This is a genomic window from Corynebacterium sp. MSK310 (assembly GCF_030227355.1).
GTDB classification, from domain to species: Bacteria; Actinomycetota; Actinomycetes; order Mycobacteriales; family Mycobacteriaceae; genus Corynebacterium; species Corynebacterium rhinophilum.
This window is the reverse complement of record NZ_JASPFZ010000014.1, coordinates 40,396-55,751: the sequence shown is the minus strand read 5'-3', so window position 1 is coordinate 55,751 and position 15,356 is coordinate 40,396. Positions and strand designations below refer to the sequence as shown.

General features: G+C 61.5%; 15 protein-coding genes and 1 tRNA gene. 5 read left to right on the top strand and 11 right to left on the bottom strand.

The features are described 5' to 3' along the window. Nucleotides 1–237: 237 nt before the first annotated feature. Together QP891_RS09910 and QP891_RS09905 are read right to left on the bottom strand one after the other, a co-directional pair. Complete coding sequence (locus QP891_RS09910) at nucleotides 238–1,182, bottom strand: MsnO8 family LLM class oxidoreductase (protein ID WP_284771067.1); 945 nt, start codon at nucleotides 1,180–1,182, stop codon at nucleotides 238–240. 20 nt (nucleotides 1,183–1,202) lie between these two features. Continuing rightward, nucleotides 1,203–2,408 carry a L,D-transpeptidase gene (locus QP891_RS09905; protein WP_284771066.1) on the bottom strand — a complete coding sequence of 402 codons (1,206 nt, stop codon included), beginning with the start codon at nucleotides 2,406–2,408 and terminating at the stop codon, nucleotides 1,203–1,205. A gap of 210 nt (nucleotides 2,409–2,618) precedes the next feature. Here QP891_RS09905 and QP891_RS09900 point away from each other — a divergent pair. Then, nucleotides 2,619–2,691, top strand: a tRNA-Lys gene (locus QP891_RS09900). Nucleotides 2,692–2,795: 104 nt separating this feature from the next. Here the strand turns inward: QP891_RS09900 and QP891_RS09895 are convergent. The 5 genes from QP891_RS09895 to QP891_RS09875 all read right to left on the bottom strand — a co-directional run bounded on the left by QP891_RS09895 (nucleotide 2,796) and on the right by QP891_RS09875 (nucleotide 7,485). Further along, nucleotides 2,796–3,563 carry an ABC transporter ATP-binding protein gene (locus tag QP891_RS09895; RefSeq protein ID WP_284783360.1) on the bottom strand — a complete coding sequence of 256 codons (768 nt, stop codon included), beginning with the start codon at nucleotides 3,561–3,563 and terminating at the stop codon, nucleotides 2,796–2,798. After that, nucleotides 3,554–4,609 (bottom strand): FecCD family ABC transporter permease, encoded by a 1,056-nt coding sequence (locus QP891_RS09890; RefSeq protein WP_126319676.1) that lies wholly within the window; start codon nucleotides 4,607–4,609, stop codon nucleotides 3,554–3,556. The genes QP891_RS09895 and QP891_RS09890 overlap by 10 nt, the downstream gene beginning before the upstream one ends. After that, nucleotides 4,609–5,787 carry an ABC transporter substrate-binding protein gene (locus tag QP891_RS09885; RefSeq protein ID WP_284771064.1) on the bottom strand — a complete coding sequence of 393 codons (1,179 nt, stop codon included), beginning with the start codon at nucleotides 5,785–5,787 and terminating at the stop codon, nucleotides 4,609–4,611. Before QP891_RS09885 ends, QP891_RS09890 begins: the two co-directional genes overlap by 1 nt. An 83-nt stretch (nucleotides 5,788–5,870) precedes the next feature. Next, entirely contained in the window at nucleotides 5,871–7,148 is a 1,278-nt protein-coding gene (locus QP891_RS09880) for a glutaminase (RefSeq protein ID WP_284771063.1), read from the bottom strand. A 58-nt stretch (nucleotides 7,149–7,206) separates the two neighbouring features. Continuing rightward, nucleotides 7,207–7,485: a DUF3618 domain-containing protein gene (locus tag QP891_RS09875; RefSeq protein WP_005277817.1), complete on the bottom strand. Its 279-nt coding sequence runs from the start codon at nucleotides 7,483–7,485 to the stop codon at nucleotides 7,207–7,209. Nucleotides 7,486–7,582: 97 nt separating this feature from the next. On the opposite strand from QP891_RS09875, the gene bcp reads away from it, so the two are divergent. From bcp to QP891_RS09860, 3 genes are all read left to right on the top strand, one after another. Continuing rightward, nucleotides 7,583–8,050, top strand: a complete 468-nt coding sequence (bcp, locus tag QP891_RS09870) for a thioredoxin-dependent thiol peroxidase (protein ID WP_284771062.1) — start codon at nucleotides 7,583–7,585, stop codon at nucleotides 8,048–8,050. Between the two features lie 4 nt (nucleotides 8,051–8,054). Further along, complete coding sequence (locus QP891_RS09865; RefSeq protein WP_284771061.1) at nucleotides 8,055–8,672, top strand: TetR/AcrR family transcriptional regulator; 618 nt, start codon at nucleotides 8,055–8,057, stop codon at nucleotides 8,670–8,672. 84 nt (nucleotides 8,673–8,756) lie between these two features. Continuing rightward, complete coding sequence (locus tag QP891_RS09860; protein ID WP_284771060.1) at nucleotides 8,757–9,743, top strand: HNH endonuclease signature motif containing protein; 987 nt, start codon at nucleotides 8,757–8,759, stop codon at nucleotides 9,741–9,743. Nucleotides 9,744–9,764: 21 nt separating this feature from the next. Here QP891_RS09860 and bioD read toward each other — a convergent pair whose 3' ends face one another. Both bioD and QP891_RS09850 read right to left on the bottom strand, forming a co-directional pair. Beyond that, complete coding sequence (gene bioD, locus QP891_RS09855) at nucleotides 9,765–10,439, bottom strand: dethiobiotin synthase (RefSeq protein ID WP_284771059.1); 675 nt, start codon at nucleotides 10,437–10,439, stop codon at nucleotides 9,765–9,767. Beyond that, entirely contained in the window at nucleotides 10,436–11,710 is a 1,275-nt protein-coding gene (locus QP891_RS09850) for an adenosylmethionine--8-amino-7-oxononanoate transaminase (protein ID WP_284817048.1), read from the bottom strand. Before QP891_RS09850 ends, bioD begins: the two co-directional genes overlap by 4 nt. A gap of 41 nt (nucleotides 11,711–11,751) precedes the next feature. Between QP891_RS09850 and QP891_RS09845 the strand changes: the two genes are divergently transcribed. After that, the gene (locus tag QP891_RS09845; protein WP_284771058.1) at nucleotides 11,752–13,146 is read left to right on the top strand and encodes a peptide MFS transporter; all 1,395 of its coding nucleotides are present in this window, start codon (nucleotides 11,752–11,754) and stop codon (nucleotides 13,144–13,146) included. A gap of 4 nt (nucleotides 13,147–13,150) precedes the next feature. Here QP891_RS09845 and QP891_RS09840 read toward each other — a convergent pair whose 3' ends face one another. Continuing rightward, nucleotides 13,151–14,056: an SPFH domain-containing protein gene (locus QP891_RS09840; RefSeq protein ID WP_284771057.1), complete on the bottom strand. Its 906-nt coding sequence runs from the start codon at nucleotides 14,054–14,056 to the stop codon at nucleotides 13,151–13,153. Nucleotides 14,057–14,112: 56 nt separating this feature from the next. Then, a complete protein-coding gene (locus QP891_RS09835; RefSeq protein WP_284771056.1) occupies nucleotides 14,113–15,351 on the bottom strand; it encodes an alpha/beta fold hydrolase in 1,239 nt (412 codons plus the stop codon). Between the last annotated feature and the right edge of the window lie 5 nt (nucleotides 15,352–15,356).

Sequence of the window (15,356 nt, the reverse complement as noted above, 5' to 3'; positions counted from 1 at the left end):
TTTGCGGACTGCCTTGACGATGGCCATGTTGCGGTTGGGACTATTCATAGTGTCAAACATGTCGCGACTGATGAGTAAAACATCACCCGACACGGCCAGGTAACCCTAAGCGTCAACTATGTCGCGACTGACCTGTCAACCATCACGACCACTTACCCAGGAACAGACTGTCAAATAAGTCATGAATTCGGACACCGTCAGCCACCCCAACGTCCCGAGCCTCGCGCTCGGGATTTTTTATATCTCCACCACCATTTCCTCCGAGCGGGCCCTGCCAGCGAGATCCGGCATATCTCCGGTAATCAGGAACTCATCGACACCCAGCTGCTTGCCGATGTCCCTTAGTTCCTCCCCCACGTCCTCCACCGTCCCCCAAACATCGTGGCTCAGGGACTCGTCGATGCGGCGCTGTTGCTGACTCGTCAGGCCCTCTAGATCCAATTCGCGGGCCGGGCGCAGCGGCGCGAATTCCCCGGTGGACTGGGCCATGACCTTTGCATAGGACTCCGGCAGCAAAAGGTCGCGCGCTTGGTCCGCGGTATCGGCGACGGCGATATTGAGGGAGGAGATGATAGGTGGGGCATCGGCAAGCGCATGCTCGCGGTAGAGCCGCGCCGCCTTTTCCTGCATCTCTACGGGCCCGCCCAGGATGACGCCCAATCCCAGCCGCGCGGCCACCGTAACCGACCGGAAGCCGGCGAGGATATAGAGGGGCGTGCCCGCGTACTCGGGCCGCACCGTCACCGCCTCCTCGCCGTGCAGGTAGCGCAGCAGGGTCTCGACCTCGTTCTCGAACTGCGGCTTGAGATCTAGCGGATCGCCCTGGCGCAGCGCCTTGCGCACCGGCTCCGTAAAGCCCACCGAGGAGCCCAGCCCAATATCAATCCTGCCCGGGTATAGAGCTTCCAAGAGGTTGATTTGTTCCGCAATCAGAAACGGTGGATGGTTGAGCACCATGATGCCTGCGGTACCCACGCGAATGCGCTGCGTGCGCGCCGCCACGTGCGCAGCCAACATGCCCGGCTGGCCCGCGGGGATGCCCGGCACCCCGTGGTGCTCGGCGAGGAAAAACCTGTGAAAACCCAGCCGCTCCACATGCTGCGCATGCTCGGCTACCCCATCGAGTGTGCCTGCCGCTCCGCGGTCCAAAATAGAAAAGCGCATGGCCACCACTGTAGCCATGCGCCTAAAAATTGTACGGATTATTGATTAGCGTCCGCGTTGCCCTTAGACCATTCCTCCCAGGACATATTCCAATCGCCCAAGCCGTCCATAGGGTTGAGCGTCTCGCCATAAGTATTAAATACGTGGACGATATCGCCGCGCTTGACGGTGTTCTGGAACCACTGCGCAGCCTCTGGCGTGACGTTGATGCAGCCGTGGGAGGTATTGGAGTTACCCTGCGCCCACACGGACCACGGTGCAGCGTGCACGTAGATGCCCGAATAAGACATTTGGGTAGCCCAGTCCACCTCGGTGCTGTACCCGCCCGCCTCGTGCGGCAACCCGAAGGTCTCAGAATCCATCAGCAGCGACTGGTGTTGATCACCAATGACGTAACGCCCATTCGGGGTGTCAAATTGGTAATCGCGCCCCAGCGATACCGGAATGGTGCGCAAGAGCTCCTTGTTCTTGTAGACCTTCATGGTCTTGGTGGCATTATCCACCAGCGTGACGGTGCGATCCCCGATGGTGAAATCCGTCCCGGTATTTTCCCCACCGTAGATTCCGCCACCGAGATCCTTGCCGTACTGATCGACCTTGACCTCAACCTTGGTGCCCGGCTCCCAATACTCCTTGGGGCGCCACCGCACCTCTTGGTTGTTCACCCAGTAGAACGCGCCTTCCACCTCCGGGTTGGTCTTGACCGTAATCGTGTCCTCTGCCGCCTTGCGGTCGGTGATATAGGTACCGAAATTGACGCCGATTACCTGGCCCACGCCCACCTCGGAGCCCGGGATAGGCGTCATCGCCACCTGGGCGACACCTGCCGCCTGGGAGGTGGAAAAGCTCAAGTTCTTCTTATTTCCATCCTTATCAGTGGCCACGATGGAATAGGTGTGGTTATAGCCAAGATCCTCGGCCGTGGTCCACTTCTTGCCGTCCTCAGAGAGTTTTTCTTCAACTTCCACGCCCAGCTCATTGGTCATGGTCACGCTCTTGAGCTCGGTGGTGGATTCCACGGTGACGGGCTTGGATGGATCGACGTCTTCTGCTCCATCCTTCACGGAGGCGGAAAGCTTCGACTTTTCTTTCTGCTCAGATTTCTCTGCTGAGCTCGAAGTAGTTTCCTTTTCCTCCGGGCGGTTTTCGGCGGCGGAATCAACGGAACACGAGGCTACTACCAGGGAAATGCACGCAATGCTCGCAGCAGCAATGCGGCGGGAATTAGAGAGGGAGTTAATCACTAAGTAGACCTTAGAAAACACAGTAGTTCGTTCAAGACCAATCCAGACTATCGCCTTGCCACCCCAAATACCAGAAACAAGCGCACCATTGTCCAAACTGTTATACTCCCCCGAAAACACGCTATGACCAGTCGATTTTACAGTTTTTCAACCGGGGTGCTAGAGTTTCTACTCGTTGCACAGAGAGCCACACGGCAGGACGTCAACACTGCGCCATTAGCTCAATTGGCAGAGCAACTGACTCTTAATCAGTGGGTTCGGGGTTCGATTCCCTGATGGCGCACAACAGCGAAATCGCGAGGTATATTCCTCGCGATTTTTTCGTTTTCAAAGTTCGCTTTCAAAGCTAGCAAAAAGGCCGAGCATTTCGCTCGGCCTTTGCTTATCTTACTGCTTATTTACGCGCTGGGGCGCGACGACGGGAACACCGCGGTGCTCCACGATGTCCGCCTCTACCCCATAGACGCTTTCCACCAGCTCGCACGTGAGCACGTCTCCAGGCGCGCCCTGGGCGCGGATATGGCCCGATTTGAGCACCACCAGTTGGTCACACATACGCGCGGCCAGGTTGATGTCGTGAATGGCCACCAACCCCAGGCTGCCCTCGCGCCTAGCCTTCTCGCGCACCTCCTCGAGGACGAAGAACTGGCGATGCAGATCGAGCGCAGACGTCGGCTCGTCCAAGAGCATCAGGCCAGGATTTCCCACCAGCATCTGCGCCACGGCCACGAGCTGGCGCTGGCCGCCAGATAGCTCGTTGAGGTAGCGCGAGGCAATGGCATCCAGCCCCATCGCGTGCAGCACCTCGCCGCTGCGGGTGATGGGATCCTCGCATGCTTCCCGACGCGCCGCGATCAACACCGTCTCAAACGCCCGCAGCGCCGCGGTGCTGGGCAGATCCTGCGGGACGTAGCCGATGAGCTGGCGGCGGTGCTTGCCCCGCGGGCTTTCGCCATCCACCAGAAAATCCACCTCGCCTTTGTACCCGCGGTGCACGCCGGCAAGGGACTTGATCAGCGTGGTCTTGCCGGAGGCGTTGGGCCCTAGCAGGCCAACCAACTGGCCGCCTTGCAGCGTATCCACGTCGACCGCTTCGAGCACGGTGTGCTTGCCGTAGGCTGCGCTAATACCGCGCAGGGTGAGTTCTACGTCCACAGCGCCCTCCTTCGAGTCATCACGATGGCAATAAAGAACGGCACTCCCAAGAGCGAAGTCACAATGCCGATCGGAATAGCCAGCCCAGGCTTAATCATCAGGCTCGCCGCGTGCGCCGCGCACATCACGGCCGCACCGGCAGCCATGGAAGCAGGCACGAAGTAGCGCTGATCCTCGCCCACCAGCATGCGGGCGATGTGCGGGCCCACGAGGCCGATAAAGCCGATGATGCCGGCGAAGGCCACCGTCGTTGCCGCCACGAGGGAGACTACGATGAGCACCACCACGCGCAGCCGCGCGGTATTAATGCCCATGGCGGCGGCGCGGGCATCGCCAAGCCGCAAGGCGGTAAGCCGCCAAGACAGCGCCCACAAAATGGGCAGGGCAACCAGCAGCACGCCCGCCAGCACGCCGTTGGCGACCCAGTTGGCGCGCGTAAGCGAACCCATGGACCAAAAGACGATCTGCTGCAGCGCCTCGGCCGAAGACTGGTATTGGATGAGCGCGAGCATGGCCTGGAAGAAGAAGACCAAACCAATGCCGAGCAGCACCATCGTCTCTGCCTTCGCACCGCGGATAATGGCAGCCACGACGATGATCGCCGTCGCCACCGCCGCCGACAGCCACGCCACCAACGCCAGGTTGAACTGCGGCTGGGTCAGCAGCTGCCACTTCAGCACGATGGAACTAGCACCACCGAAGGCCGCCGCGGCGGAAATGCCGAGCGTAAACGGCTCCGCCAGCGGGTTATTCAAGATGGTCTGCATCTCCGCGCCGGCCAGCGAGAGGCTGACGCCGATGAGCAGGGCCATGACGGCCATCGGCAAGCGCAGCTTCCACAGCACCGTATGCGTCTGGTCATCCAGGCTCGAGGGCTTCACGATGCCCCTGATGACCTCGCCGGGGCTGATGTCGATGGCGCCGACGAAGTTGCTGACCACAAACGCCACCGCCGCGATAAGACACAGGCCCGCGACGATGCTAATGCGCTGCCAGGTGAGCTTTTTGTGTTGCTGCGTAAGGGCAGCTACCTCCGCGCTCACCATTAATTCGTGCTAAAGAAGGTTCCCTCGCCAGCAACCGGCGAGTACTTTTCTTGCGCTTGCATCCACTGCTTGTCGATGTCCATATCCTCATACGCCTCCGGGTTGATCCACTTCGCGATCTGCAGCAGCGCTAGGTAGTTGAACGGCGAGTTGTAGAATTGGTGCCACATGCTGTGCAGGTTGTGGTCCTTGACCGCGCGCAGGTTCTCGAATCCTGGCTGGTTGCTCGGCAGCTTGGCGATGCTCGCCTCCGCTTCATCTTCGCCGATGCCATAGCCCACCGCAGCGTAGCCGACGGGGTTGCCCTCATCGTCCTTCTTATCGGACCAGTCGCCGCCGGTCGCAATCACCATGTCTGGATCCGATTCGAGGACCTTTTCTGGGGTCACGGCACCGGATTCGCCCGGGATGATGCCGTCGGCCACGTTTTCGCCGCCGGCCTCGTTGACCAGCTGCGAGATATTGGAGTTATTCCAGGAGCCACAGCAGTCCATGACGCCGGCCGCGCGCCAGACGAAGGTCTTGGGCTTATCCTTTACCTTGTCCGCGCGCTCCTTGACCAGATCCACGGTCTTTTGCCACTCTTTGTTGAATTCCTCGGCGCGCTCTTCTTTGCCGAAGATCTCACCGAAGATTTCCATGGACTTGGTGGTGTTTTCCAGCGGCTTGGCGCGGAAATCGGTCACGGCGTACTTAAGGCCCGCCTGGTCCATCTTTTCGGTCAATCCCGCCTCTTGCGAAGCGTCATACTGGTCCTTGGACAGCACGATGAGGTCTGGGTCCAGGCTCACCAGGTTTTCCACGGTGACATCGCCCTTGGAGATAGCACCAACTTCCGGCAGTTCAGTGACCTTGGGCAGCTTTTCTTCCAAGACGTTGTAGTAGTCCGGTACGTTTTTCTTCAGATCGGATCCGATGCCCACGACTTTATCCAGCGGGTCTTCAGTGTTGAGAATGCCGGTGGCGAAGATGGAGCGGCCCTCGCCCAATAGAACGCGCTCGGGGGCCTTGTCGAGTTCTACGTCGCGGCCCGCGAGGTCGGTGAAGGACAGGGCGGCATCGTCGCTGCCGCTGCTGCTGTTGGTGTTGTTGGTGGTTTCTTCGGCGGCGCTGCAGCCTGCCAGTACGGTGGCGGAGGCCGCTACCACGGCCAATACCTTGGGGAATCTATATGCCATTTTGAGTCCTTGGTCGATCGGGATCCTCGATACGAGGATAAGGGCGAACCTATCCTAGCCTAACCAGGTAAGGTGACCCAAACCTAAACTGCTTCCTCGGCAATTGCGTAATCTTCCGGCTCGCCCTTGGGCACCTCAGTGCCGTCCGCCATGGTGCGGTTCTCCAATTCGCCCTCCGGATCCACGATGGCGATATCGAAACCGGCCTCGCGGATGCGCCGGAGGCCCTCCTTTAGCATGCGCCGGCCCATCCGGTTGGATCCGGTGATATGGGATAACTCCAACACCACCGTGCCCTCCCCGAATTCACATTCGGTGAGCTGATGCAAGATGGTCTCCGCCGCGTTGAAATTGATAAGCCCCTGCAGGAAGATCACCGTGAGGTCGTCCTCGGTTTCCATCCTGCGCACCGGGTGCACGCCGTAGCGCTCATCGGTGGACATCAAGTGCAGCCCCATATCCTTTGAGAGCAGGGTCAAGGCATCCACCCCGCGGACGGAATTGCCCTCTTTATTAAGCCGCGGCGAAAACGTCGCTACCCCCAATTGGCCAGGCAACGTACCCAGCAGGCCGCCCGAAACGCCGGATTTCGCTGGGATGCCAACCTCGGCCATCCAGCGCCCAGCGCCGTCGTACATGCCCGCAGAGCTCATGACAGAAAGCGTCAAGCGGCAGACATCGGCATCCAAGATCTTCTCCCCCGTTACCGGCTGCGTGCCACCATTAGCCAGGGTGGCAGACATCACGGCGAGGTCACGCACCGTGACCTTAATCGAGCACTGCTCCACGTAGGTCGAGACCGCATCATGGGCCTCGTCCTGGATGATGTCGTAATTGCGCAGCATGTGCGCCAAAGACAGGTTCCTATCGGAGACCTGCAGCTCGGAATCGCGCACTTTTTCATCAAGTTTCAGCTCGCGGCCCGCCAGCCTTGAAAAGTAGATGCGCAGCTGTTCCACGCGCTCGGCTGGATCCGAATCCACGCCATTAATTAGCTGCGTTACCGCGATCGCGCCCGCATTAATCATCGGATTCACCGGCCGGTGATCATCGCGGTTGAGCGAAAGCTCATTGAAGGCCTCACCGGACGGTTCCATGCCGACGATCTCGCGCACCGCATCCAAGCCCAGTTCCTGCAACGCTAAGGCATATGCAAAAGGCTTCGACACGGACTGCAGGGTGAATTCCACCTCTGCATCGCCAGCGGAATACACGTGCCCCGTCGTGGTGCAGATGGCCACGCCGAGGTAGTCCGGTTCCGCCTTCGCGAGCTCGGGAATATAGTCCGCCACCGCGCCGCTGCGGTTTCCTCGCACCTGGGTCAAAATTTCCTGCAAATAAAAAGGAATTGGAGTTTTCATCGCAACTTAGCATACGAAAAAAGCCCCCACGGCGCGCGTGGGGGTAAGGCGGGGAAAATTAGTGGCGCTCAGACAGCAAGCGCTGCAATTCCTTCAGGTCGCTCTTGCGACGACGCGAGCGGAACACGGAATAGGCAATCAGCCCAGCAACGGCCGCGCCGACGCCACCGAGCACCAACTGAACGTTGCGGTCCTGCAACTTTTCGGTGGCGGCGTTCTTGGCGTCATCGACGAGGTTTTGCGGCTTGCTGCGATCCGCAATTTCATCCAGGGTGCTAGCCAGCTGGCGCCGGGTGCGTTCGATATCGCGTTGAATATCTTCAATATTGCGTGCCACGGAATTCTCCTCTTAGCTTAAGTTTCGCTCTTAACGAGCTTATCTTACCGTGCAGGGCCTCCCCCGCGCAGGCCGGGGAGCACGTAAAGTAGGTCCCATGACTGAAACTCGTTTGAACGTAGGAGATACTGCCCCCGCTTTTGCGCTTGCCGATGCCACCGGCAACACCGTTTCCCTTTCCGATTACGCAGGCCAGCGCGTGCTTGTGTACTTCTACCCGCGCGCCAATACCCCAGGCTGCACCAAGGAAGCCTGCGATTTTCGCGATTCCTTAGAAGAGCTCAATGAGCTCAATATCGCGGTGGTGGGCATCTCCCCCGATAAGCCCGAGGCGCTGGCGAAGTTCCGCGATGACCACGATCTCAACTTCCCGCTGCTTTCTGATCCAGATAAGTCCGTCATGACCGCATACGGCGCTTTTGGGGAGAAGAAGAACTACGGCAAGGTAGTCCAGGGCGTTATCCGTTCCACCTTCCTCGTGGAGCCGGATGGCATCATCGGCCAGACCCACTACAACGTGAAGGCCACCGGGCACGTCGCGCGCGTGATGAAGGGCCTCGAGTAAGCCGGTGGAGGAAATCCTCGTTCCGCGGCGTCGGCCAGCGCAGGCGCGCAGCCGGGAGCGCTTTGCACGCATCGTACAGGCGGCGCGCGCCGTGCTTGTCGATGTCGGCTTCGAATCCTTCACCTTCGATGAAGTAGCCCACCGCGCCGAGGTTCCGATCGGCACGCTGTATCAATTCTTTGCCAATAAATACGTGCTCATCTGCGAGCTCGACCGGCAAGATACCGCCACCAGCCTGGCCGAAATCGAGCGCTTTTCGCGCCTCGTGCCAGCCCCACAGTGGCCGGATGTCTTGGATGAATTCATCGACCACCTCGCGCGGATGTGGCGCGAGGACCCCTCCCGGCGCGCCGTTTGGCACGCCATCCAGTCCACCCCAGCGACGCGGGCCACGGCGGCCGATACCGAGCTGCAGCTCTTGGAGCCGCTCGCCGAGATCCTTCGCCCGCTGGCCACCGAGCACAGCGATGCGCAACGCATTGAGCTGGCGCGCTTCCTTATCCACACCGTGGTCTCGCTGCTTAATTACGCCATTTCGGGCGATCCAGACAAGTTCGATTCCGTGGTCATGGAGCTAAAGCGCATGCTGATTTCGTATCTCTTTGCGGTGGCCGCGGGATAAGTTTGTAGATGTTTATACAAGTTATCCACAGGCGGGCGCTGGGCGCGATTGGCGCCGCGGCAGCGCGCGCCTAGATTTGCAGGCATGAACGCACTGCAGGCCTATGCCACCCAGATTTCCTCGGCGATGGATATTCTCGCCGAGGCCCACGGCATGCCTGAACGCGACCTCATCGAGCTCGGCCTGCCGGATGTCGAGGCCCGCGAACTGCTCACGCTGGCTGAAGTTTATTTCGGCACCACCTCCTTTAGCCGCAAGCAGCGCCTTGCCGCCGCGGGCGCGCGCCACCACGATCTGGTGACGCTGAAGCTCATCGAGAAGTACGCCACCCGCGCGGCCACCAAGCGCGCCGCGTGGAACCTGCGTGTAGAGCTGTGCCGGCAACACGGACCGGCTTCTGAGATCGCCCGGCTCGCTAAGAAGCGCCTGCGCGAATGGCGCCCGCGCCGCCGGCCGCCGCGCGAGGGCGTACAACTCCTGCGCCGCCCGGAAGGCCCGTGGACGATGCGCATTACCGCGCCCTCATCCTTCCTCGCGGATCTTGATTCCGCCCTCGACCCCGATGACCCACTCGCGTCTTTCCGCGAGCTCCTCCGCGGCGAGGGCGCTGCCACGGTACAGACCACGACGAACGTGATTATCCCGCTCAACGCGCTGGACCAAATACTGGAAGGCGATGGCGACGAGGTCACGCTTCGGCTCACCAACGGCTCGACCATTACCGGCGCGCAGCTCGTCGAGCGCACCTTCAGCGAACACGGGCTAGCCACGCTTATCCACCCGGTGAAGGGCCCGGTCAACCTGTATCGGACCTCGCGGTTCGCCTCAGAAAAACAGCGGCTGATGGCCGCCGCCGAAAACCCCACCTGCCCGTGGCCGCCGTGCAATCACCCGGCGGATAAGTCTCAGATCCACCACCTACAGGCGTGGAAGCACGGCGGGATGACCAACGCGGACAACCTCACCGTGTGCTGCCCGTACCACAACGGGGTGAACCAAGACGATCCGAACGCCCCTCCCCTGCGCGGCCGCCTTGCCCGGGTAAACGGCAAGGTCCGCTGGATCCGCTAGCGCTGCCTCACCGAGGTAGCGCTACTCGGCGTGCGCAAGCAACTCCGCGCACATATCAGCGGGAAAGTGCGCCCCAGCCATCAGGGTGAAGTCCTCCCGGCCCAGCGCTCCGGCGCCCTCTGGCACGCTGCCCCACAACCGGCAGTCCGTGACCGCTGGAAGCTCGTCCACGTTCAGCCTCGTCGCCAAGTCCGGCTTCTCGGGCAAACTGCCACCGATAAGCCCCAGCACGTTAATCCCGCGCCGTTGCGCCTCGCGGACGGTGAGCTCTGCAGCGTTGAGGCTGCCGAGTCCGAGGGAGGTGACGATGAGGAGATTGGTGGCAACATCGGCAAGCGTGTAATCATCGGCCAAACGCACTAGCAGCCCACCGGCGCCTTCCACCAGCACTACGCGGCCTGGTGCGTCCAACCCCGCCACCCAGTCACTGAGCTCCTCTTTAGTCGGCGGCGTCATGCCCGCCCGGCGCGCCGAAAGGTTTGGTGCTAGCGGTTCGGGAAAGCGCGCCATCTCCGTAACCTCGACCCCGGCCAGGGCCCGCACCGTCGCCGCATCGCCGCTATTATCCGGCTCCCCAGTCTGCAGGGGCTTGGCATAAACAACCTCGCGCCCGCTCTGGGCAAAAGCACTGGCGATGGCCGCGGTCGTCACGGTCTTTCCCACGTCGGTATTGGTGCCGGTGATAAAGATAATCATCGCTTTCCTCCTGCCACCGCGGCGCGCACCCCGCGGCAAATCTGCGCAACCTCGTCCTCGGTGCTGATAAACGGCGGCATGGTATAGATAAGGCGGCCAAACGGGCGCAGCCACACGCCCTGCTCCACCGCCGCATCCGTGGCGCCTGCCATATCGACATCGCGCTCCATCTCCACCACGCCAATAGCGCCCAGCACGCGCACGTCTGCCACGCCCGGCTCATCCTCCAGCCCGGCAAGCCCCGTACACAACTGCTTCTCGATGCTCCCAACCTGCCCCCGCCACGTTCCTTCCAGGATCATGGCGGTAGCCTCGGCCGATACCGCGCAGACCAGGGGGTTGGCCATAAAGGTAGGGCCGTGCATCAGCGCGCGCGGGTGCATGCCCTCGGCAACGCGGGCGGTAGCAAGCGTGGCCGCCATCGTCATGAATCCACCGGTCATCGCCTTGCCCACGCACATGATATCCGGAACTACACCCGCCGCCTGGGTAGTAAAAAGGTCCCCGGTGCGGCCAAATCCCGTGGCGATTTCATCCGCGATCAGGACGATTCCGTGGCGGTCACAGATTTCGCGCGCCCCGCGCACCAACTCGTGATCGTGGAAACGCATGCCGCCGGCGCCTTGGACGACGGGCTCGATGATCAAGGCCGCGACCTCGTTCGTAATGCAGCCTTCCAACTCCCGCAGGTAATCCGCGCGCATCTTCTCGCTCGCCCCGCGCGTGGGCGGTGCCGGGGCGAAAATCTGCTGCGCCAGGGTGCCGGTCCACATCGAGTGCATGCCGCCATCGGGATCGCACACGCTCATCGCGGCAAACGTATCGCCGTGATAGCCCGAGCGCCACGTCAACATCTTCGTGCGCTCTGGGTGGCCGATCCCCTGCTGGTATTGCAGGGCCATCTTGATGGCGACCTCCACCGAGACCGATCCCGAATCCGCATAAAAGACCTGCGCGAAGTCGTGGCGCGTGAGCTCCATGAGATTGGCCGTCAGCCGCGCAGCCGGTTCGTGCGTAAGCCCGCCGAACATCACGTGGCTCATGCGGTCGATCTGTTCCTTGGCAGCGGCGGTAAGCCGCGGGTGGCTGTGGCCATGGGCGGCGGCCCACCAGGAGGACATGGCGTCGATGAGCTGGGTGCCATCGGCAAGCGTGAGGTGGACGCCCGCGGCAGACTCGACCACGCGCGTGGGCGCGCCGGGTTCGGCGTAGGGGTGCCAGATGTGGTGGGCATCGATTGTCGCTATGTCTTTAGTAGAAATATCCACCAAATTAGATCTAGCACACACTCTCGGCCGCTATAGTCCTTTTTATGAAAGTTCTTGAACGGCGTTCAATTCGCCGCTTACCCGTGGTTTTGCCGGCAATTGCGGGCATCGAAATGTGGGAGCGCTTCAGCTTTTATGGCATGCAAGCCATCCTCGCGTACTACCTCTACTCCACCTCCGGCGGGCTCGGCATGGAGCAAACGCAGGCCACCGCGCTCGTCGGCGCGTACGGCAGCCTGCTCTACCTCTTTACGTTTGTGGGCGGCTGGGTTAGCGACCGGCTCTTGGGCGCCAAGCGCACCCTACTTACCGGCGCCGGGCTGTTGGTGTGCGGGCACTTTGCCCTCTCGCTCGTCCCCGGCACGGCGGGGCTCATCATCGGGCTTTTGCCGCTCGCTCTCGGCTCGGGGCTGCTCAAGACCGCCGCGATTACGATTCTGGGCGCCGCTTTTCCCGCCGAGGCCGGCGCGCGCGACGGGGCCTTCCAGATTTTCTACCTCGGCATCAATGTCGGCGCGCTCTTTGGCCCCATGCTCACTGGGTGGCTGGCCGAGGAATACGGCTACCACGCCGGATTCTTCGCCGCAGCGGTGCTCATGTGCTGCGGCTGCGCCACCTACGGCGCACTGCGGAAAAAGATAGACGTTCCGTCGCGCCCACCACACCCCACCCAGGCCCCGGGTAAGGCGGGGCTGATCGCGCTGGCGGCGCTTGTAGCCGGCGTGCTGCTCGTCATCACCGTCTCCCCAGGCACGCTGACCGTGCTGCTTCTTATCGCCACGGTAGCGGCCGCGGCCAGGCTTTTTGCCAGCATGCTGCGATCCCCGCAGGTCACCGCGGATGAGCGGCGCCGCATCCTGGATTTCATTCCGCTCTTCGCCTGCTCGACAGCCTACTGGACCCTGCAACCACAAATCTACGGCGTGCTTGCGGTCTATTCGGATCAGCGCCTCAACCGCACCATCGGCGGATTCGAGATCCCACCGGCTTGGACGCAATCGCTCAACCCGCTATTTATCCTGCTGCTCTCGCTGCCCTTGGCCGCGGGCATGACGCGCTGGGCCAACTCTCGGCGCGCGCTCATGGGGTGCGGCATCATCTTCGCCGGTGCCGGCATGTTCCTCCTGCTGCCATTCGTGGGCGGCGGAGAAAATTCCACGCCGTTTTTGGTACTAGCGGGCACCATCTTTTTGATGTCACTCGGTGAGCTCTTCATCGGCCCAGTGGGCATGGCCGCATCCGCCGCCCACGCACCGCGGGCCTATGCCACCCGCTTTTCCGCGCTGTACTTCCTCACCATGGCCATAGGCACCTCGCTGGCCGGATCGATGTCGCAGCTGTACGATCCCACCTCGGCATCCGCCGAAACGACCTACCTCCTCATCATGGGCGGCGTCCCCATCATCTTGGGGCTAATGCTCCTCCTGCGGCGCAGGTAGGCCCTTAATGCCCGGCGGACTCATCCAGCGCGCGGTCCGCCATCAGCACGTCACGCATGCCGCTGAACAGATCGCCCATTCCCTGCGGGTTGGACGGCATGTAGAGCACGGAGGCTTGGCCGTTATTCGAGACATCCACCATCGCGTCAAGGTACTGCGACACCAGCATGAGGACCTCGGGAGATTCCTGCACCCCGGCATCGCGTAGTAGCTCGTATTGCTGAGCGATGCCCTCGACGATCTCCTTGCGCTGCTCTGCAACGCCCCTACCCTGCAGCTTCTTCGCTTCTGCAGCACCCTCGGCTTCTTTGACCACGCGGATCTTTTCCGCCTCCGCCTGGGCGATGGCCGCCTCGCGCTCGCGCTGCGCCGCGTTAATGGAGTTCATGGACTCGCGCACCCGGGAATCCGGGCGGATATCGGTCACTAGCGTATTGACGAAGTTCCAGCCGTATTCGGCCATATTATCCCGCAGTGAGGCCGCCACGTTCTGCGCGATGGTGTCCTTAGAGGAAAAGGACTCGTCCAAGCCCATATTCGCCACCGACGAGCGCACATTATCTTGCACATAGGCCACGATCTGCTGCTCGTGGTTGGAGAGCATATAAAAGGCCTCGCGTTCGCGGCCTTCTACCACCTCGTACTGCACCGCGACCGGAATTTGGACGAAGACATTGTCCTTCGTCTTGGTTTCCACCATTACGTCCAGTTGGCGCACCTGCAGCGAAATCTTATCGCGCACGCGGTCAATCCAAGGCATCTTGAAGTGCAACCCCGCGTGGGCGACTGTCTGGAATTTACCCAACCGTTCCAAGATGGCCGCCTCGCGGGTACGCACGATGTAGTAGCCATCAAATACGGTGGCGAGAACCAGCAAGATGATGATTCCGATGATGATTAAGCTAAACATTCCCTCTCCCTAACTACGAGTGTGAAATTAATTTTCGCACAGGCAGAAAGCATTCGCTAGTGGTCATCGATAAGCGCAAAGAGCTTGCCCATCACCTCCGCGCCGTTCTCGCCGATGCCATTGTGCTGGTACTCATTCGTCACCCACGGGCGCACATCGCCCAAATGTGCCGCGGTGGCCAAGGATTCCTCCAGCGGAACGAAGATATCGTCGAGGTAGATGGCGGCGGCGGAGGTGGGGGCATCGGCAAGCGCATAAGGCGCCGTAAATTCCCGCTCCGCCAGCCCCTGCGCTCCCTCCTTGAAGGCCTGCAGCGCCGGATCCTCATCAAACTGCCACGGGAAAATGTGCTCACCGGTCAGCCAGGTGCCGGACTCGGCAAATTCCGGGAACTCCTCCCGCACGCGGTGCGCCGACCACTGCGTCGCCGCCTGCCCGCCGCTGCCGGCATAAATGGACTCGTGGATAGCCGCATAAAGCGGCGCCTCCGCAAAGCTCACGCGCTCGCCGATGCCCCACAGGAAATCATCCCGCAGCACCTTCTCTCCCCGCACGGTGCGGAAGGGCTCTTCCAGGAGGTAGGCCAATCCGTCGAAGCCCGTGCCCCGCCCCAAATCGGTGCCGATGGTGCGAAAGCGCAGCGAGGACAGCCGCTCGCCGGTGTGCAGGCGCTCATCGGAATTATCAAGGTGGGCGATGATTTCCTCGACGCGCCGCTGCACCCAAGGGAACTCGCGGAAGAAACGCTCCTGGCGGGCTTTGAGCTTGCTAAAAGTCGCGCGGTAAAGGTGATCCGCGCCCTGCAGCGTGGGGATGCCGCCGGTGAAAAACGCGTGCTTGACGGACTCGGGCGCCTGAGATAGGTACGCAGTGATGCAAAAGCCGCCAAAAGACTGGCCAAATAGGGACCAAGTCTCCAGCCCCAGGTGTTCGCGCAGGCGCTCGGCATCGCGCACGATATTGTCCTGGCGCAGCAAGGCCAGGTGTTCTGCGCTGCGCTCTTCTGCGGGGCTCAGCCTATCGATGCGGTGCGAACGCCCCGTGCCGCGCTGGTCGAGGAGGATGACGCGATAGCGCTCGAGCGCCTTGCCGATAAGCCCCGTCGGTTTGACTGGCCGCGGGGCCGGAAAGCCAGGGCCACCCTGCAGATACAACAGCGCCGGCAGGTCCTCGCCGCCGGGCGGGATTATTTCGCGGGCATAGAGAGCAAAAGTCCCGCGCGGATTGTCATAATCCCACGGGACTTCCAGGGTGTGTTCAATAATATCGTGGCCGAAGCGGCGGTAGTGAGTCATGCCCA